Origin of the sequence: Azomonas macrocytogenes (genome assembly GCF_014191985.1) — a bacterium.
GTDB lineage: Bacteria > Pseudomonadota > Gammaproteobacteria > Pseudomonadales > Pseudomonadaceae > Azomonas > Azomonas macrocytogenes.
Genome location: NZ_JACHXI010000006.1, coordinates 74,774 through 93,541 on the forward strand (window position 1 = coordinate 74,774; position 18,768 = coordinate 93,541).

Sequence of the window (18,768 nt, forward strand, 5' to 3'; positions counted from 1 at the left end):
GTTAACCTCCTATCGTGACGCGGGCGCTGACGAGATTGCCGTCGCGGTTGGCCGAGCCCAGTTGCACGGCCTGGCCGTTCTCGCCCAGCTGCTGGCGAAATTGCTCCAGCGTGGCGAAATCCGGGGCGCTGACCTGCAGCACCAGCCCGCCACCCTGCAGGTTGTAATCCAGTTGCTGGATGACCACCGGCGTGCCGGCGGCGATCACCATGGCGGTCTGTTCCAGCAGGCCCAGGAAGTTTGCCGAGGATTGGGTGGTCATGTTCAGGTGTTCGTCGAACTGCGTCCGCAGGTTGATGATTCGGTGATCCTCGGGGAATAGCTCACGATACTGCGCCAGGCTGGCGTCGGCATAGCGATCGCCCTGGTGGCGCAGGTACCAGCTCTGGCCGAGGGTGAAGCCGAGCTGGATCAACAGGAGCAGGCCGAGCAGCGCCAGCACCGGTTTCCAGCGGTCGAGCCCTTGCCCGGTGCTGCGTGTGGCGAATTCGCCCTGGGCCAGGTTCACCGCTGCCGCGCGCCCGGCGGCGAGCCAGCGATAAGGCTCGTCCAGCAGGTGATATGTCTCGACCTGTTCCGGGGGTTCGGCTGTAGTGCCCTGGGCGTGGCGCGGCTGCGGACACTGCTCGGCGAGCAGCGGCCAGTTGGCCGTGGCGAATGCCAGGCGCACCTCCTGGCTGCCACCGAGCAGGCCGCGTGTGCCGAGAAACAGCAGTTGCGTAGCTTCGCGGGGTAGCAGGTCGGCATCTACATGGATGGTCGTCGCCTCCAGACCCAGTACGTTCAACTGGCCGAGCCAGTGCGCCAGCAGGCTGCGGCGAATGGCCACGACTCGGTTGCGGCCGTCGGCCAGCAGCTCGCCACGCGCCAGATGCAGTTCGTCGACGTTCTCTGCCAGCAACTCCTCGACGGCGTAGGCCGTTGCCTGCTCGACCCAGCGTGCCTTGCGGGTCGGCAGTTGCACGGCGAAGAAGCTGCAGCTTTCCACCGGAATCACCAGCGCCAGCGGGCCACGTGCGGCGGCGGCGCATTCGGTCAGGTTCAGCGTCGCGCCGGGACCGTCGTCGGGCAACCAGTACACAGGGGTTTCGGCCGTGAGCCTGGTGCCCGCGTCGGCGGGTAGGAACAGCATGTCCATGGACGGGTCAGTCTCCTTCGTTGAGCAGGCGCGGCGGTTGCCCGAAATTACGCTGTAGTACGCGAATGCTGCCGTCGTCCTCGCGCTTGAGCAGGCTGGCCAGCACCAGCCGCCGTCCACCCAGGCGCACCTCGCTGGTGACCTGGAAGTATTGACTCTTCACCGCCAGTTGCGTGCCTTTCAGTTCGGTGCCACTCAAGGCTGGTTGGGCGAGAAAGCTGGCGATATCGCGAAAGCCTTTGGCCGGGCGTTCCTGCAGGGCGGCGGCGATGGTATCCAGTGACAGCTTATCGTCAAGGCTGGCGATCACCGGGGCGCTGGCGGTATTGATATTGATCGCTGCATCCTCTGGCAAGGCGCTGACGAGGGGCGCCAGGCGCTGGTAGTCCGCGTCACGCATGTCCAGCAGCAGGCGCAGTTCGGAAACGTCGTACAACCGGCGGTCGGCCGTGCGGTAGGGCGGGTCGAGGCGCTGGTATTCGAGATCCTCGGCGCCGTAGAGCTGGCCCGGGCTCTGGTCACGGTCCTGCCAGTCGACCAGTCGCTCAGCATAGGGCGCCTCAATGCCCAGTTGCAGCAACAGGCGGCGGAACTGGGCGATGGCGGCGGTATTGGGTTGCTGGTTCTGTACCAGACTATTGAGATTGAAGCGCCCGGCCAGATCCTCGATACGCACGTTGATCGCGCCGGCCTCGATGGGCAAGGCCGGCAGCGGTCGCGCCCAGGCTTCGCCGAGGTGATCGATGGAGCCATTGGTCTTGTCCGCTTGTGTATCACGGCGCAGGATCGCCTTGGCCAGCACCTCGCCGCCCAGCGCATAGTGCCAGGCCTGGCGGGCCAGTACCTGGTTGGCCGTGGTGCGGATCGCCAGATGCTGGCGGGCGATCATGCTGGCGCAGACCACGGTGACGATGACCACGATCAGCAGCACGGTAATCAGGGCGACGCCGCGTTGTTTTCTCACTGGCGCCCAGCCCATGGCGGTAGGCCGTCGTGGGTATTGGCCGTCTCGCGGCGCGGCAGCGGGTCGGGCAGGCGCAACAGGCGGGTAATGCTGCCGTAGCGCGCGTGCTGGAAGGTTATTTCGAGTGCACGCGGCAGGCGCTCGGCAGCCACGGTGGGGTCGACGACCCTGGCGCGATCATAAGGTGGCCATTCCTGATGCCAGGTGGCATTTTCGTCCTGGTAGCGCAGCTGCATGTCGAGTACGCCGTCGAGCAGGCGTTGAATACGCGGCTGGCTATCCACTTCCCGGTCGAGCACGACCCAATAGAGACGCTCAAGATGCTGGTCGCTCAGGCGCCAGCGCACCCGCTGCAGTTCCGCCCGTGGCAGACCGGTCGGGTTGCGCCAGCCGCTGCGGGTGAATTCCAGCACCATGCCGCCTTCCTTGCTGTCGTGCTGAGCGATGAAGGCAACGCGCTCGTCGCCGAAGTTGTCGCGGATCGCCCGTGGTGTAATTTGCTGTATGTCGCGCTCGAAGGCCCAGACGGCACGGCTCAGTTCGCGCAGGTACTGTTCCTGGGTCAGCGTGGCCGCATCGCTGCGCAGCACGGCTTCGAGCATGCGGTAGGTGCCGAGCCCGAGCAGGGCGAACAGGGCGATGGCAATCAGCACTTCCAGCAGCGTGAAGCCGGCCTGGTGTTCAGTGCGCGGTAGCGGCATCGGGCGCCTCCTGCTCTTGCTGCTCTTGCTGCTCTTGGTCCTGCTCGGTTACCTCAAGAAAGCCGGTCAGGCTGGTGAGCGCATGCGCGCTGGGCGAGCTTCTGGAGCGGCTGGGTATGGCAACCCAGACAGTCGCCCGCAGCAGGCTCGGATCGCTGGTGGCCTCGATCAGGCTTTCCGTTGCCCAGCGGCGGTCGGCGTAATCCAGCTCGTGTTTTTCCCGCCCGGTGCCGGGTACGGGTTTGGCCAGTTGCAGTTCGGTGAGGCGGTTATCGGCGACCCAGCCGGCCAGGGTCAGGTCGGTGAGCCGGGCGGAGTTGGTCAGCGCCCGACTGGTGGCGGTGAGCACTGCGGCGGCGACGATGGCAAAGATGGCCAGGGCGACCATCACTTCGAGCAGGGTGAAACCGCCTGATCGGCGTGTCATCGGCGTTTTTCCAGCCGTTGCGCCTGGGGCAGACGGAAACCGTCGCTGGCCAGCTGCCAGGTGTTGCCGCCGCTGCGGCGTTCAGAGAGTTGCAGGGTGAACGGCGAAAGCTCACCACTGGAGAGAATCAGCAGTTGCGGCTGCGGTCCCTTGGCTTGCCGCCGGCGCTCGGGCGGGCGAGTGAAATCCGTGTCCGTTGGCAGCGGCGCGGCCAGTTGCAGCGGAGTGCCGTCGAGTTGCAGGTCGAGCCGGGCCCAGCCCGGCAACTGGTGCAACGCGCCTTGCTCGGTGTCGAGCCAGCCGGCTCTGGCATCGTCGTAGCGCAGCACGCGGTAGCTCTGGTTATCCATCAGCAGGCCATATTCGCGGTTGTCCAGCACCGCTTCGTCGACCAGTACACCGATCAGGCCGGCAAGCTGGCGGGCTTCGTCGCCCAGCTCGCGGGAGGTGCTGCCGCCGCTGCCGGCCAGTACCGCCAGGCTGACCAGGATGCCGAGAATGACCAGCACCACCATCAGCTCGATCAGGGTGAAGCCGCGTTCCTGGCCGCCACGTATAGGGCGACGGCGCAGGGCCGGCTGCCGGTACACGGTCACTGATCCCAGTTGCCGATGTCGGCGTTCAGGTCGGCGCCGCCGTCCCGGCCGTCGGCGCCCAGCGAGTAAAGATCGAAAGTGGTGCCATGGGTACCTGGCGAGAGGTACTGGTAATCATTGCCCCAGGGATCTTTCGGCAGGCGCTTGAGGTAACCGTCCGGGTTCCAGTTCTTGGGTGACGGGCTGCCGGCCGGTTTCTTCACCAGGGCATCCAGGCCCTGCTGTGTGCTGGGGTAGCTGAAGTTGTCCAGCTTGTACATGTCCAGCGCCGCCGCGACCGCCTTGATATCGCCCTTGGCCACGGTGACCTTGGCCTGGTCCGGGCGGCTCATCACCTGGGGTACGACCAGGGCCGCGAGAATGCCCAGGATCACCACGACCACCATGATTTCGATGAGGGTGAAGCCACCCTGTTTGCGCACACGCATTGTCATTACCCTACGAGTTGGTTGAGAGAAAGAATAGGCATCAGGATCGCCAGCACGATGACCAGCACCACCGCTCCCATGAAGACCAGCATGAAGGGTTCGAACAGGCCGACCAGCAGGGCGATCTGCGCGGCCAGGTCGTTTTCCTGGTTGCGTGCGGTGCGCGCCAGCATCTGTTCCAGCTCGCCGGATTTCTCGCCGCTGGCGATCATGTGCAGCATCATCGGCGGGAACTCGCCGGTGCCTTCCAGGGCGCGGGTCAGACTGCGGCCTTCGCGCACCTTCTGCGCCGCCTCGACCACCTTGTCGCGGATACGCAGGTTGCCGATCACCGCCGCCGCGATGGCCAGCGCCTCCACCAGCGGCACGCCGCTGCGGGTGAGAATCGCCAGCGTCGAGGCGAAACGGGCAGTGTTGGTCGCCCGGCTGAGCCGGCCGATCAGCGGCAGACGCAAGATGAAACCGTGCCAGCGCCGCTGGCGAGCGGGATCGCGCAGCAACTGGCGCATGCCCAGCAGCACACCGGCGGTCGTCAGCACCAACAGCCAGCCCCAGGCCTTGACCAGATCGCTGACGGCAATCAGCCCGCTGGTCAGCGCCGGCAGTGCCTGGCCGCTGTCGATGAACACCCGTACCACGTCCGGCACCACATAGCCGAGCAAAAAGCCAACGATGGTCAGCGAGGCGACCATCAGGATGATCGGATAGAGCAGCGCCAACTGGATCTTCTGCCGCGATTGCTGGCGCTGGTCGGTGTAGTCGGCCAACTGATCGAGCACCGGTCCGAGATGCCCGGCATGCTCGCCGGCCGAGACCGTGGCGCGGTACAGCTCGGGGAAGGCCGAGGGATAGGCGGCCAGGCTCGCCGCCAGGGTATGGCCCTCGGTCACTCGCGCGCGCACGGCCAGCAGCATGGATTTGATCTTCTGCGACGTGGCTTGCGCGGCGGCGGCGCGCAGGGCTTCCTCGATGGGCAGCGCCGCCTGGACCAGGGTCGACAGCTGGCGGGTCACCAGCGCCAGATCGCGCGCCGATAGCCCCTTGCCGAAGCTGCCGGAGGGGCCCCGTTCTTCCCTGGCGCGGGCCGGTTTCACGTCGAGTGGTGCCAACTGGCGTTCGCGCAATAGCTGGCGCGCCTGGCGGCCGCTGTCCGCCTCGATCACACCTTTTTGCTCGTGCCCGCGTGGGTCGAGTGCCTTGTATTCGAAAGCGGCCATTATTCTTCTCGCGTTACCCGCAGGACTTCTTCAAGCGTTGTCGCGCCTTCGCGCACCTTGCGCATGCCGTCGGCGCGAATGCTGGGGCCGAGCAGCCGCGCATGGCGGATCATCTCCTGCTCGGACAGGCGGGTATGGATCATGCTGCGCAGGGTATCGTCGATCAACACCAGCTCGTAGATGCCGGTCCGGCCGCGATAACCGAGCTGGCGGCAGGCGTCGCACCCTTCGGCGTGGTAGAGCGTCGGTGCCGCTACGGGATCGACGCCCAGCAACGCGCATTCGGCAGCGTCGGCGACATAGGGGCGCTTGCAGTCATTGCACAGTACCCGCACCAGCCGCTGGGCCAATACAGCCAGCAGTGAGGACGAAATCAGGAAGGGCTCGACGCCCATGTCCACCAGCCGCGTGACCGCACCGATGGCGCTGTTGGTGTGCAGGGTGGAGAGCACCAGGTGGCCGGTGAGCGAGGCCTGTACGGCCATGTCGGCGGTTTCCTGGTCGCGGATCTCGCCGACCATCACCACGTCCGGGTCCTGGCGCAGGATGGCGCGCAGGCCGCGGGCGAAAGTCATATCCACCTTGGGGTTGACCTGGGTCTGGCCGATGCCTTCGAGGTGATATTCGATGGGGTCCTCGACGGTAAGGATGTTGCGCGACCGGTCGTTCAACGTGGTCAGGCTGGCGTACAGCGTGGTGGTCTTGCCTGAGCCGGTGGGGCCGGTGACCAGGATGATACCGTGCGGCTTGACCACCGCTTCCTGCAGACGCGAGCGGTCCGTATCGCTCATTCCCAGGTGGCCGAGGGTCAGGCGCCCGGCCTGCTTGTCCAAAAGACGCAGCACCACTCGCTCGCCGTTGGCCGAGGGCAGGGTGGAGACGCGGATATCCACTTCGCGCCCGCCGACCCGCAGGGAAATGCGCCCGTCCTGCGGCACACGCTTCTCGGCGATGTCCAGGCGCGCCATGACCTTGATCCGCGAGACCAGCAAGGCCGCCAGCTCGCGCTTGGGCTGCACGATCTCGCGCAGGATGCCGTCGATCCGAAAGCGCACGACCAGGCGTTTCTCGAAGGTTTCGATATGGATGTCCGAAGCATTCTCGTTGATCGCTTCGCCGAGGATGGCGTTAATCAGGCGGATGATCGGCGCGTCGTCTTCCTGCTCCAGCAGGTCTTCGGTCTTGGGCATGTGCTCGGCCAGGCTGGCCAGATCCAGGTCGCTGCCCAGATCCTCGGCCATCATCGCCGCCGCCGACCCTTCGTGCTGGTAGGTCGCGCCGAGGGCTTGATCGTATTCGGTCTCCGTAAGCCAGCTTACCGGTAATGCGGCGCCCGCCAGCCGCTGGGCTTCCTGCAGGGCGGTCAGCGGGGCGCCCTGGCGCGCATAAATACACGGACCTTGCAGGTCGTCCTCATGCGGGCCACCCGGATGCGGGCTACCCTGTTCCAGCAGCAGGACGCCATGGCGCCGGGCAAAGGCGAAAGGCAGGCGTCGGGATACCGGGATGTGCGGGGCCTGCGGTGCGATCAGATCCGGATCGGGCATGGGGTAGTTACCTGTTCGGGCGAGCGCCGGTGTTACGGGGCTGCGAGCCGATCTGGCCGAGTACGAAGCGTCGGACACGCAGCCTGCGATGCGACCATTCATTGAAGCCGAACTTCATTGCAAAAACATTGACGCTTGTTTGTTTTACTGACTGCTGCCACGTCAATTTATCGATTCCTGTTATCCGCCATTCACTTCGAATCGGGGTGGACCGTGAAAAAGTTGACGTTTCCAGCCTGTTTCAATCAGGGTAAACGGGAGTTACAGTGCATCGAGCAAACTCTGTACCGTTACCCGATTTCAGCGGATGAATGGTTCGACGCGATAACCCAGGGAGATTTCCTCATGTCTCGATATTTATATTTATTGGCCATCCTCTGCTCCGCCACTTTATTCCAGGCCGGAACGGCTTCGGCTTCCAGTTTTACCGCGATGACCGACTGGACATCCGCGCGTATCACCGATTCGACCAATGGTACCACCGAATCCTTCGAGGACGACAAGATCGTGCAGGAGGCCCACGACGATGCTGCCCGTTTCGTAGCCAGCAACGGCGAGCAGCGCGGCGTCCGCCTGGAAGCCGCCCTTGCGCACATCCGCACGAAAGCACCGCACCTGGCAGAAGCCAGTGATCTGCAACTCGCCCAGGCCATCATGACCCTCTGAACTGTGCCGCCATGACGCTGGATCATGGCGCTGCGTTTGATTAGCCTTGCAGGGTTTTTTTTGCCCCGAACCTATCATGCGAACGTTACCTTTCGTTTTTGCCGTGGCCGGCAGCTTCTGCGCTACGGTCCAGGCCTTCGATGCCACCACCGATGCCACCGTGCGTACCGTTTACGTCACCAGCAAGATCAGCAGCTCGCCCTTCGACAACAAGCTGATCCTGGAGGCCCGCGACGATGCGGCGAGCTTCGTCGCCAGCGGTGGCGCGCTGCGTGGCGCGCGACTGGAAGCAGCGCTGCACCGCCTGCGCGAAAAATGGTCCAAACAGGACAGTGATATGGAACTGGCTGAAGCCATTCTTTTCTCGTCCCTGCCCATTGACGCCAAGGAGTAACCATCTTGCGCAAGCTCGTGATTTCCACCGCTACGCTGCTGACGGTGCTGGCCGGCACTGTCGAGGCCCACAGTCTGGAGCGGCTGTTCAACATTTCCACCCGCTCCACCGATCGCACCCTCGACTTCACTTCCGATACCACCACTTCGGTCCGCGATATGAAGGTGGTAGTCCAGGCGCGGGCGGAGGCGGCCAGCTTCGTCGCCACTAACGGCGATATTCGTGGCGCGCAGCTCGAAGCCGCGCTCAAGGCCCTGCGCGAGCGCTTCCCGCAGGCTCGTGAAGCCAGCGATCTGACCCTGGCCGAAACCATCCTGGCCTTGTGAGTCGACGCCGGACCTGGTTGTTGGCCGGCTGTCTGACGCTGGCGGCAGGCGGCACCCAGGCCGAGCTGCGGCTGGTTCTGCAGACTACCGATCTGGACCCGGCCCAGCGCCAGGCCAGCCAGACCCTGCTGGACGAGGCCCTGGCGGCATTACCGCCGGTTTTTGTCGAACGCCTCGACCGCCAGGTGCAGGTCCGGTGGCGCGCCGACCTGCCCGGCAACGTCTACGGCCGTGCCGGCGGCAATACACTCGAACTGGATCGCCGCCTCTTGCCAGCCTTGGCCGACGGTTCCGCCGCTCGCCAGAGCACCGGCCGCATCCACGGCACACTGCGCCGCGAACTGCTGGCCACCGTGCTGCACGAATTGACCCACCTGTATGACCGCGCCCGACTCTGGCAGGCGCAGACCGCGCCAGTTCTGGCGCGTTGCCGGCAGGCGGCGGACAGCCTCGGCCAGATCGGGCAGGCGCAAGCCTGCCTTGGCCAGGACCAGCGCCGTTTCAGCCTGAGCGACGATCCGCGCCTGCTCGATCTCGCCGGCTGGCAGCGGCGGATTGGCTGGCGCGGCGAGCGCGAGCATGAGAACGGCCTGGTGGCACGCAACCCGGATGCCTACGAGCTGAGCAATCCGCGCGAGTTCGTCGCCGTCAACATGGAGTATTTCCTGCTCGACCCCGACTATGCCTGCCGCCGGCCTTCGCTGTACCGCTACTTCAGCGAGCATTTCGCCTGGCAGCCATACCGGAAAACCTGCGCCGCGGATTTCCCGATCCTCAACGCCGGCCGCGACTTCGCCCATACCCCGCTGCTGCGCCTCGACCCGGAGCGAATCCTCGAAGTGGACTATCTGTTCGCCGAAGCCAACCAGGACTGGGCCAGCCGCTGGGGCCACAGCATGCTGCGATTGATCATCTGCGCGCCGGGCCGCCCGCGCGGGCCGGATTGCCGGCTGGACCTGAATCAGCATCTGGTGCTGTCCTTTCGCGCCTTTGTCGACGATGTGCAGCTCTCCAGCTGGCGCGGCCTGACCGGGGAATACCCCTCGCGTCTGTTCGTGCTGCCGCTGGATCAGGTGATCGACGAGTACACCAAGATGGAACTGCGCGGCCTGACCTCGGTGCCGCTGCGTCTGTCCCGGGCGGAAATCCGCGCCTTCGTCGAGCGGAGCGCCGAACTGCACTGGAGCTATGACGGCAACTACTACTTCCTTTCCAACAACTGCGCGGTGGAAACCTTGTCGCTACTGCGTGGCGGCGTCGACCGCCAGGAACTGTCGCGATTGGAAACCATCATGCCCAACGGCCTGCTGGAACTTTTGCTGGCCCATGGCCTGGCCGACGCCGACAAACTGAAAGACCCGCGCGAAGCCTTGCGCCTGGGCTATCGCTTCGACTCCTACCGCGAGCGCTATCAAGCCATGTTCGAGGTGATCAAAAGCCGGCTCGGTGTCCCCGAGGACAGCGTCGAACAATGGCTGGACACCAAGGCCAGCGACCGCCGCCGCTGGTTCGTGCGCGCCGACCTGCGTACCGCCGCCGCCTTGCTGCTGGTGGAACAGGCTGCTCAGTTTCGCCAATTGCTTTTGAGCCGCGACGAGCTCAAGCGCCGTTACCTGAGCAATCGCGAGCAACCCGGCGACGGCATGGCCAGGGCCGACGCCATGCTTAAGGAAATTCTCGCCAGTAGCAGCTACCTGAGCCGTCCGGCCGAACTGCTCGACGACGAAGGTTACGGCCTGCCCCAGGCCAGCGAATGGCAGCGCCTGGAAAAGGCCAGCGGCGAACGCCAGGCTCGCATGAACCGTCTCGCCGATATGCTCGACAAGGAAGTGCGCTTGCTGGTGAACGCCGATAGGCGTGCCGAGTTGGAGAATATCGAGGGCAATCTGGCCGAGCTGGGCAAGCATCTGCGCCAGTTGCACAAGGCCGGAGGCGGGCTGGTGTTGCCGTAATGCAGAACATCTGCGGCCACGGTTCGGGATGGCCGTGTCGTGGACGTTTGGGCGCTAGCGAGGATATTCGTTGGGCTGGCTCCAGCCCATCAGGTTTTGAAAAGCTCCGTGCCCATGAAGTCGATGAACACTCGCAGCTTCGGTGCCAGATGCTTGCTGGATGGCCAGAGCATACGGAAGGTGCCCTGGTGCTGGTTGAAGTCGTCCAGCACCGTGACCAGTTCGCCCGCCACGATGGCATCGCGGACCATGAAGTCCGGCAGGCAGGCAATCCCCAACCCGTCGCGGGCGACGTGAATCAGTGCTTCGGTGGTGTTGCTCACCATCGAGACCGGAAGGATGGGTTCTGCAGTTCCCGCCGGCATCCGCAATGGCCACGGCTCGAGCTTGCCGGTACTCGGGAATTTGTGTTGCAGGCAGGCATGCTGCGCCAGGTCGGCGGGCACGCGGGGAATGCCATGCCTGGAGAAGTACCGGGGCGAGCCAACCAACAGCAATTTGAACGTTCCCAACTGGCGGGACATCAGCCGGGAGTCCGCCAGCTCACCGGTACGGATGACCGCATCGAAGCCTTCTTCGATCACATCCACCATCCGGTCCGAGAAATCCACATCCAGTTCGATGGCCGGGTAGCGATGCATGAATGCCGTCAGCGCTGGCATGACCAGCCCGCTGACCAGCGGCAGGCTCACGCGCAGCTTGCCTTGCGGGGCCAGCCGGGTTTCCGACAGTTCCAATTCCGCCGCCTCGACCTCGCAGAGAATGCGCCGGCAGCGCTCAAGAAACAGCGCGCCCTCGGCGGTCAGGGTGATGCTGCGCGTGCTGCGATGAAACAGGCGTACGCCCAGCCGTTCCTCCAGTCGCGCCACGCTCTTGCCCACGGCGGAAGACGAGATGCCAAGCACGCGCCCGGCCTCCGAAAAGCTGCGGGTTTCCGCCGCCTGCACGAAGAACGCGATGCCGTTGAGTGATTCCATCGTTGCGCCTATTCAAGAATATTTGTCCGATATGTTGTGAGCATTAGCATTATTGTCTTGCTTGGCCCCTCCACCCAAGATGATCGCCTGTTCTCACTGTGTGATGGGCTGCGCCGTTTGGCGTGTCATCAGCACTCCAAACAGGCGAAACCATGACAACTTCAACAGGAACAAGCACCCTCAACGAGAGCGGCGGCGCGGATCAAACATCGGCGCGGCTACCCATCGCATCGCTACTGGCACTGGCTCTGGCAGGGTTCGTCACGATCTTGACCGAAGCCCTGCCGGCCGGTTTGCTGCCGCAGATCAGTGCCAGGCTGATGATTTCCGAGGCGCTGGCTGGCCAACTCGTCACGATCTATGCCATCGGCTCGCTGGTCGCGGCCATTCCGTTGACTGCCGCCACGCAGGGAGCACGGCGCAGGCCGTTGCTGCTGGCCGCTATCGCCGGTTTTGCCGTCGCCAACACGGTTACGACGCTCTCCACCATCTATGCTCTGACGATGGTGGCCCGATTTCTGGCGGGCGTCTCGGCGGGACTGCTTTGGGCGCTGCTGGCGGGCTATGCCGCCCGCATGGTGCCCGAGCACCAAAAGGGGCGAGCCATCGCCGTTGCGATGGTCGGTACGCCACTGGCACTGTCCCTTGGCGTGCCGGCCGGCACCTTTCTCGGTAATCTGGTGGGCTGGCGCATGTGCTTCGGCATCATGAGCTTGCTGGCGCTGATGCTGATGGCTTGGGTACGCATCAAGGTGCCTGATTTCGCCGGGCAGGCCACGGGCAAGCGGCTGTCGCTGGGGTATGTGTTCACCTTGCCGGGCATTCGCCCGGTGTTGTTCGTGGTGTTGGCCTTCGTCCTCGCGCACAACATCCTCTATACCTACATCGCTCCGTTTCTGGCGACGGCCGGCATGGCGGAACGGACGGATCTGGTACTGCTGGTGTTTGGCGTCACATCGTTGCTGGGTATCTGGATCATTGGCGTGCTGATCGACCGCCATTTGCGGGCGTTGACCCTCGCCAGCACGGCCTTGTTCGGAATATCGGCACTGGCGCTGGGGCTGACGGGCAACGAGCCTGCCGCCGTTTATACGGCGGTCGGTGCCTGGGGCCTTGCCTTCGGTGGTGCTGCGACCCTGTTTCAGACAGCGCTCGCCAAGACGGCCGGGGAAGCGGCGGATGTTGCGCAGTCCATGTTGGTGACGGCCTGGAACATAGCTATTGCGGGCGGCGGCATCGTCGGCGGCGTATTGCTGGATCACTTCGGCGTCGGTGCGTTTTCTCCTGCACTACTGGTGCTGCTGCTGGCAACGTTGGTCGTGGCGTGGTCTGCCAAGCATCGCGGTTTCCCGGCGCTGGGGAAATGAAGCCAGATAAGCAAGCCCGCTAGTCTAGAGCGTGGCAAGGGCCCAGTCTTCATCGGAAATGTCGGTCGGATACAGGAGGCGTTGGGTCATCCGCACCCACTGGTTACTGTGAATCAAAGTTCATAATACGTTCTAAATCACTGACTTGACCTGCATTCGAAGGCCGGCCTATACTTTTGATAACGTTAAAAGTTAAGTGTGACGGCGGCTTACCTTCTCTGACCCCGTTCCAGGCCATGCGTCGAACGTGTCGGAAAGTGGCCTCTTTACTTGAATAAAGTGCTTCTTTCATATGAATGGGAGTGCCAAGAGCCTGTTCACGATCTCGCGAGCGAGAGCTAAACGGCGGCGAAAACGGCTGAGGAAGCGGACCGGGCTCGCGTGCGAGTTTACGGGTGGTAAATGAGCATTTCGACCGGGCTGGCGATCCAGGCTGGTTTCAACGCCGTTTGGCCGACGCGCAGCAGATCGTCAACAGGTTCTAAGACACCCCCTACTGTTTCCACGATGCGGCACGGATTCAATTTCAGGCAACGGGTGTCTCGAAGCGCGAGAACCTCCCGCGAGAGTCCGCGGATTCGCATCAGCTCGCAGGTGATCGCGCGCTCAGCGGAATCCGATCCACTGAGAGCGGAGCCTCTCATTTTGCAAATCGATTTGGAGTTGGCCAGCGTAGCCGAGGATTCCTCGAGTGACGCATCTGCTCCCCAAGTTCTGTTGCGAAGACGCATCGAGGGTTTCGATGAACGCTTCGGCAGCAAGCTCTGATAGGTGCTCGACACCCAACACGGAGAATCATGAACTGCAATCTCATCTCGAAGCGCGCATCGGTCTGCGCGCTTGCCGCGCTGCTCATCACCGTGACCGTGGCGATGCTCGTGTTCGCGTCCGGTCCGGCGACCCCGCCGCCAACCGAGTCATCCAGGTTCACGCGGCCGGCCGACTGGTCGCTCCACCGGCCCGCTGTACACCTTACCCCCGCCAAGCACTGGATAAACGATCCTCAGCGCCCGATCCTGATCGACGGCGTCTGGCACTTCTACTACCTCTACAACGCTGATTACCCCAAGGGAAACGGCACTGAGTGGTACCACGCGACCTCGACCGACCTGGTGCACTGGCAGGATCATGGCGTCGCGATCGACAAGTACAAGAACGGCCTCGGCGACATCGAAACCGGCAGCGCCGTGATCGACACCAAGAACACCGCGGGCTTTGGCGCCGGCGCGGTGATCGCCATCATGACCCAGCAGCACGAGGGCGTGCAGCGGCAGTCGCTCTTCGTCTCGACCGACGGCGGCTACCGCTTCAAGGCGTACGACGGCAATCCCGTCATGGACAATCCGGGCGTCGACGACTGGCGTGACCCGAAGATCATCTGGGACGATGCCCGCAACGAATGGCTCATGGCGCTCGCCGAGGGCCACAAGATCGGCTTCTATACTTCGCCCGACCTAAAGCGCTGGACGTACCGATCGGACTTCAAGCGCGACGACCTCGGACTCCTTGAGTGCCCCGACCTGTTCCGCATGTCGGTCGACGGTGATCCGGCGAACACGCGATGGGTGCTCGTGACAGGCGCGAACGGTGCCGACATGGGCATGACCACGGGAACCGTGTACTGGACCGGCAACTGGGACGGCGAGCGTTTCACCGCGGATCGCGACAAACCGCGATGGCTCGACTCGGGCGCCGATTTCTACGCTACCGTGACGTGGGATGACCCGCGACAGGGCGCCGCCGAACGCCTTGCTTCCCGCTACGCCATCGGCTGGCTCAACAACTGGGCCTACGCCACCAAGTTGCCGACCGACGACTGGCACGGCGGCGCCGACTCGATCGTGCGACGCATCAAGCTGCGATCGGTCGACGGCGAGCCGATGCTCGTCTCGCAGCCCATCGACGCGCTCGACAAGCTCGAGGGTGGCGCCGAGGTGCGTTCCAAGGTACGCGTGACAAAAGCCTCGGGGGCGAAGCTCCCCCAGCCGAAATCCGATGCCTACCGACTCCGGGTCCAGCTCGACGCGGCCTCGAGCGCCGACGAGGTGCGCTTTCGCATCAAAGAGGGTGGCGGGCACTTCACGACCGTCGGGTACGACTTTGTGCACGGCATCGCCTTCGTCGCGCGCGACGCGGATGCGGCGGCCGGCCGGATGCCCGAGGTCTACCGCAAGGTTCGTACAGTGCCGGCGCCGGCCCGCAACGGTGTCGTCACCCTTGATGTCATCGTCGATGCGGCCTCGGTCGAGGTCTTCGTGAACGACGGCGAGGCCGTGCTCTCGAATCTCGCGTTCGGGGCCCCCGGCGCGAACGGGCTCTCGGTTGAGTCGCTCGGCGGCGACACCGAACTGCGTTCCTTCCGACTCGCGCCGCTCGCGATCGCGCCGATCGAGCGGCATGATGGAGCAGGCACTCCAAGGCGACGGTGAGTCACTTGGTGAGCCAGTGGTGCCTGTAGGCTGAGTGCAGAGCCGGTGCCACGTCGCTCCCTTCCCTGCTGAAGGCCGCATCTCCGTTCCGTCAACCTGCCAGCAACGTGACAGTACCTCCTCGGCCGCCGCCTGAAGTCGCGTTCTAGTTCTACATTAGGCACCGAGTAGGACCAGGCGGGATGCGACAGCTGTTGACGCCGCATCCTACCCTTCTCAAGTCCAGGCACACACAAAGAGACGCCCGGTTGGAAATCCAGCCGGGCGTCTCTTCGTGAGATCCGTTAATGCAGTCGCTTGATCAGCTGCTCGAGCAGCAGTTTGATCTGCTGCTTGATCTGCTCGACCGGATTCACATTGCGGTTCGCCGGGATGTCGGCCCAGCCACCCAGTCCGTTGCCGTTGGAACCGTAGGAGTGGTCAACCGCCGACGACGCCCCTTCGATATCGATCTTCACGGTCGGTGCGAGGGTGCCGCCGCGCCGGAAGTTACCCTCGGTGCCGATCGTATCGATGAACGACTGCACCAGGCCGCCCGGCATTACGTAGTGCGAGTACGCCTGGAAGTGGCCTAAGGGCTGGTTATAGTCGGGAGCGTACGGGAACCCGGCGTTGAAGTTGAGGTTCGTCGGGTTGCCGAGCACCAGCCCGGATCCCTGGTTCATCGGCTGGTAATCGCTGCGGATCCCGTTGCCCACGAAGCCGTACACGCCCTCGGGGCCATCAAGGCCGGCTGCGTAGGTGCCGCGGTGGCTGATGGTGAAGAGGTAGTACTTGCCGTCCTTCATGTAGATCTGCGGCCGTTCGGTCTGGTCGGTCACGCAGTTCGCCGAGAGGATCGGCGGCAGGAATTCCCACTTGGTGAGGTCTTTGTTCTTCGCCCTCGCCAAACCGATGTTGCCGATCTGGTAGGTCGCACCCGACGCGTTCACCTGCTCGACGGTCTCGGCGTAGGGGTCACCTGCCTGGTAGCCGAGGTCTTTTGCGGTGCACACGGCAGACTCTCGCGGCATGGCCGAGTTGCCCTCGAAAACCATGAAGGTCTCGCCCGGGTGGGCCGGGTCCTCGAAGGTGAACGGGTCACGGAAGTTGAAGTACGGGTTCTGCTCACCGGTCTGGTAGTACGTGCCATCGGCCGACAGGAGCGGAATAACATTCTTGAAGCCGGTGAACCACACGCCTTTCTTCTTGTTGGCGTGCACCATGCCGACGCTGAGCGCGATCTGCGGGTCGTACGGCTTGATGTCCTTGCCCTCAGCGTCACGATAGAACGCGACATCCGTAAAGAACAGCTTGATCTCGCCACCTGGGAAGATGCGCGCCGAGCCCGACCACTGCGTCTGATGGCTGTACGACTGATCCTTGAAGATCTTGCCGGTAACGCCCTCGTCGAAGACGAGACCGCCGTAGGTCCAGCCGCCGTTGGTTGGCCGTAGGTTGGCGGGAATGCCGGCCGGGCGATAGAAGTAGCCGATCTTCGCGAACACGTGGCGATCATCGAAGCCGAGGTTCCGGTCGGCGACGAGCGAGAAGATGATCTCCTGCCCATTAACGCTGTACTGGTTCGCGTTGGCGTCGGTCAGGGGCCAGGTATCCCACACCCAGACCTGCTCGTTCGACATGTCGGGGAAGTCCTGCGGGACGTTGGGCATGGTGTATTCCGCAGGCATCGAGCTCTGACGCGAGCCGGCCCCCGGGTCCGACATCCGCTTGATCTGACGTGCATCGGCACGAGTCCACTTCGCTGTGAAGGTGTCCTGGGGCGCGAATGCTTTCTGCGTGTGCACCGCAGGTTCAGGGCCGGGTTGCAGGTAGGGAACCGCAACGGCTGCTGTGGCGCTGCTGAACAGCGTCGTCGCAGCGATTCCGCTGACGAAAGATCGCCGAATACGTTGATTGATGATTAACATCAAATATTTCCTTTTTTTAAAAGCGGACGAGATGATGGCACGTACTATTTTCTTATTTTTTTTGAAAACGGACTCGATGCTAAAAACGTAAAAAGTGTTATGAACTTTAATCTGCGGCAGCTAGTGGATACGGATGACACAGCGCCGCCTGTATCCGCTGATGAGAGATCGCCGAATAGGTTGATCGATGATTAACATCAGAATATTTCCCTTTTTTGAAAGCGGACGCGATGCTAGCAATTAGAACGTGTTATGAACTTTGATCTGTGGCAGCTAATGTGTGCGGATGACACAGCGCCGCCCGTATTCGACCGACATTTTGAAGACTGGGCCTTTGCTGCGCTGTACCTAATGTTGATAGACCAGCAGGCTGCTTAGCGCAAGTACGAGCTGCGCTCGAAAGGAGCAACCAAGGTTCTGATCGCGTTCGATACCCATCGAATTACCCGTTATTGCTGCTCGACACGCCGCAATGCGTTTTCGTTTCCGGTGGTTTTCACGCAGGTTTCCTAAAAACGCCCACCAGCGCGGCAGCACCCGCACCAGTTCGCCCGACTCCAGCCACGGCAGCGCATCGGGTACTGCGAGCAAGGCAACACTCAGGCCCAGCCTGGCCGACTCCCGCAGCGCGGCCACGATGGCCTCGCGCATCACGGCGGCAGACTCCTCGCCTTGTACGTTGCAACAGCCGCTGCCCACGCTCAATCTGGGATTCATTCGCCAAGGCCCGCGCCGCCGTGGATGCCTGTTGGAAGGCTTTGGGTCGCATGCGCCGCGAAAGCGGCCTGATCAACGGACAGAGAAAATCGTGTAAATCCGGCCCGGACTGCCAGCCTCAGACGGCGTTGAAGGCGTCCAGGCCGGTCTTGATGATCAGGGCGGTCACCACCAGGATAAACACACCGCGCACAAAGCCGGCGCCGTGCTTGAGCGCCAGTCGGGTGCCGAGCAGGCTGCCGGCGATGTTGGCCACTGCCATCACCACCACGAAGTGCCACCACACATGGCCCTTGAGTGTGAACAGCAGCAGCGCGGCCAGGTTGGTAGCGGTATTGAGCACCTTGGCCGAAGCCGATGCGTGCAGGAAGTCGTAGCCCAGCAGACGCACGAACAGGAAGACAAAAAAGCTGCCGGTGCCAGGACCAAAGAAACCATCGTAGAAACCGATCAGCAGGCCGATGCCCGAAGCCACCAGGGTTTCGGCACGGCCTTCGAGGCGCGGTGCATGGTTGCGGCCCAGGTCCTTGCGCGCCACGGTGTAGGCCAGCACGGCGATCAGCACGCAAGGCAGCAGTTTGCGCAGGAAGTCGGGGCTGATCAGTGTGACCGTCCAGGCGCCGAGAAAAGCGCCCGCCAGCCCGGCCAGCGTGGCCGGCCAGAGACTGGCCCAGCGCATCTGTACACGCCGGCTGAACTGGGCTGCCGCCACGGCGGTGCCGGCGATACCGGTGCCCTTGTTGATGCCCAGCAGCGTGGCCGGATGCACACCGGGCAAGCCGGCAAACAGCGCGGGCACCAGAATCAGGCCGCCGCCACCCACGATGGCATCGACGAAACCGGCGAACAGGGCCGCACCCGACAGGAAAATCAGTTCGAAGGACATGGGCCTGGATTGTAAGTACGCGGTCACCCCTGTGCCAGGGCCGAGCGTGTGATGGCCGGCTGTGGACCGATGGCGCCGATCGAGGTGGTCGAATCGATGGCGGGGCCAATCCCGAGCGACTCAAGG

Annotated in this window: 19 protein-coding genes; 6 read left to right on the forward strand and 13 right to left on the reverse strand. The window is 63.5% G+C overall.

The window, feature by feature from the left end:
* Position 1 precedes the first annotated feature (1 nt).
* From gspL to gspE, 8 genes are read right to left on the reverse strand one after another with little or no spacing between them, the layout of a single operon-like run.
* Positions 2-1,138 (reverse strand): type II secretion system protein GspL, encoded by a 1,137-nt coding sequence (gene gspL, locus FHR87_RS07965; protein ID WP_183166184.1) that lies wholly within the window; start codon positions 1,136-1,138, stop codon positions 2-4.
* 7 nt (positions 1,139-1,145) lie between these two features.
* Positions 1,146-2,102 carry a type II secretion system minor pseudopilin GspK gene (gene gspK, locus FHR87_RS07970; RefSeq protein WP_338021235.1) on the reverse strand — a complete coding sequence of 319 codons (957 nt, stop codon included), beginning with the start codon at positions 2,100-2,102 and terminating at the stop codon, positions 1,146-1,148.
* Positions 2,099-2,803: a type II secretion system minor pseudopilin GspJ gene (gspJ, locus tag FHR87_RS07975; RefSeq protein ID WP_183166186.1), complete on the reverse strand. Its 705-nt coding sequence runs from the start codon at positions 2,801-2,803 to the stop codon at positions 2,099-2,101. Before gspJ ends, gspK begins: the two co-directional genes overlap by 4 nt.
* Positions 2,784-3,230: a type II secretion system minor pseudopilin GspI gene (gspI, locus tag FHR87_RS07980; RefSeq protein WP_183166187.1), complete on the reverse strand. Its 447-nt coding sequence runs from the start codon at positions 3,228-3,230 to the stop codon at positions 2,784-2,786. The genes gspJ and gspI overlap by 20 nt, the downstream gene beginning before the upstream one ends.
* Positions 3,227-3,820: a type II secretion system minor pseudopilin GspH gene (gene gspH / locus FHR87_RS07985; RefSeq protein WP_338021236.1), complete on the reverse strand. Its 594-nt coding sequence runs from the start codon at positions 3,818-3,820 to the stop codon at positions 3,227-3,229. The genes gspI and gspH overlap by 4 nt, the downstream gene beginning before the upstream one ends.
* Positions 3,821-3,822: 2 nt before the next feature.
* A complete protein-coding gene (gene gspG / locus FHR87_RS07990) occupies positions 3,823-4,254 on the reverse strand; it encodes a type II secretion system major pseudopilin GspG (RefSeq protein ID WP_183166188.1) in 432 nt (143 codons plus the stop codon).
* A 5-nt stretch (positions 4,255-4,259) separates the two neighbouring features.
* Positions 4,260-5,471, reverse strand: a complete 1,212-nt coding sequence (gene xcpS / locus FHR87_RS07995) for a GspF family T2SS innner membrane protein variant XcpS (RefSeq protein ID WP_183166189.1) — start codon at positions 5,469-5,471, stop codon at positions 4,260-4,262.
* A complete protein-coding gene (gene gspE / locus FHR87_RS08000) occupies positions 5,471-7,018 on the reverse strand; it encodes a type II secretion system ATPase GspE (protein WP_183166190.1) in 1,548 nt (515 codons plus the stop codon). The genes xcpS and gspE overlap by 1 nt, the downstream gene beginning before the upstream one ends.
* A gap of 345 nt (positions 7,019-7,363) precedes the next feature.
* On the opposite strand from gspE, the gene FHR87_RS08005 reads away from it, so the two are divergent.
* From FHR87_RS08005 to FHR87_RS08020, 4 genes are all read left to right on the forward strand, one after another.
* Entirely contained in the window at positions 7,364-7,684 is a 321-nt protein-coding gene (locus tag FHR87_RS08005; protein WP_183166191.1) for a DUF2388 domain-containing protein, read from the forward strand.
* A gap of 76 nt (positions 7,685-7,760) precedes the next feature.
* Positions 7,761-8,078: a DUF2388 domain-containing protein gene (locus FHR87_RS08010; RefSeq protein WP_183166192.1), complete on the forward strand. Its 318-nt coding sequence runs from the start codon at positions 7,761-7,763 to the stop codon at positions 8,076-8,078.
* A gap of 5 nt (positions 8,079-8,083) precedes the next feature.
* Positions 8,084-8,404, forward strand: a complete 321-nt coding sequence (locus tag FHR87_RS08015; RefSeq protein WP_183166193.1) for a DUF2388 domain-containing protein — start codon at positions 8,084-8,086, stop codon at positions 8,402-8,404.
* Complete coding sequence (locus tag FHR87_RS08020) at positions 8,401-10,356, forward strand: DUF7844 domain-containing protein (RefSeq protein ID WP_183166194.1); 1,956 nt, start codon at positions 8,401-8,403, stop codon at positions 10,354-10,356. The genes FHR87_RS08015 and FHR87_RS08020 overlap by 4 nt, the downstream gene beginning before the upstream one ends.
* Before the next feature lie 89 nt (positions 10,357-10,445).
* Here FHR87_RS08020 and FHR87_RS08025 read toward each other — a convergent pair whose 3' ends face one another.
* Entirely contained in the window at positions 10,446-11,333 is an 888-nt protein-coding gene (locus FHR87_RS08025; RefSeq protein ID WP_183166195.1) for a LysR family transcriptional regulator, read from the reverse strand.
* A gap of 152 nt (positions 11,334-11,485) precedes the next feature.
* Between FHR87_RS08025 and FHR87_RS08030 the strand changes: the two genes are divergently transcribed.
* Entirely contained in the window at positions 11,486-12,700 is a 1,215-nt protein-coding gene (locus tag FHR87_RS08030) for an MFS transporter (RefSeq protein ID WP_183166196.1), read from the forward strand.
* Positions 12,701-13,089: 389 nt separating this feature from the next.
* On the opposite strand, the gene FHR87_RS08035 is transcribed toward FHR87_RS08030, so the two are convergent.
* The gene (locus FHR87_RS08035) at positions 13,090-13,431 is read right to left on the reverse strand and encodes a hypothetical protein (RefSeq protein WP_183166197.1); all 342 of its coding nucleotides are present in this window, start codon (positions 13,429-13,431) and stop codon (positions 13,090-13,092) included.
* A 66-nt stretch (positions 13,432-13,497) separates the two neighbouring features.
* On the opposite strand from FHR87_RS08035, the gene FHR87_RS08040 reads away from it, so the two are divergent.
* Entirely contained in the window at positions 13,498-15,129 is a 1,632-nt protein-coding gene (locus FHR87_RS08040; RefSeq protein ID WP_221189778.1) for a glycoside hydrolase family 32 protein, read from the forward strand.
* A gap of 284 nt (positions 15,130-15,413) precedes the next feature.
* Here FHR87_RS08040 and FHR87_RS08045 read toward each other — a convergent pair whose 3' ends face one another.
* The 3 genes from FHR87_RS08045 to FHR87_RS08055 form a co-directional block, all read right to left on the reverse strand.
* A complete protein-coding gene (locus FHR87_RS08045) occupies positions 15,414-17,039 on the reverse strand; it encodes a glycoside hydrolase family 68 protein (protein ID WP_183166198.1) in 1,626 nt (541 codons plus the stop codon).
* A gap of 348 nt (positions 17,040-17,387) precedes the next feature.
* Complete coding sequence (locus FHR87_RS19165; protein WP_246335872.1) at positions 17,388-17,690, reverse strand: type 2 periplasmic-binding domain-containing protein; 303 nt, start codon at positions 17,688-17,690, stop codon at positions 17,388-17,390.
* Positions 17,691-17,874: 184 nt separating this feature from the next.
* Positions 17,875-18,642, reverse strand: a complete 768-nt coding sequence (locus FHR87_RS08055) for a TSUP family transporter (RefSeq protein WP_183166199.1) — start codon at positions 18,640-18,642, stop codon at positions 17,875-17,877.
* Between the last annotated feature and the right edge of the window lie 126 nt (positions 18,643-18,768).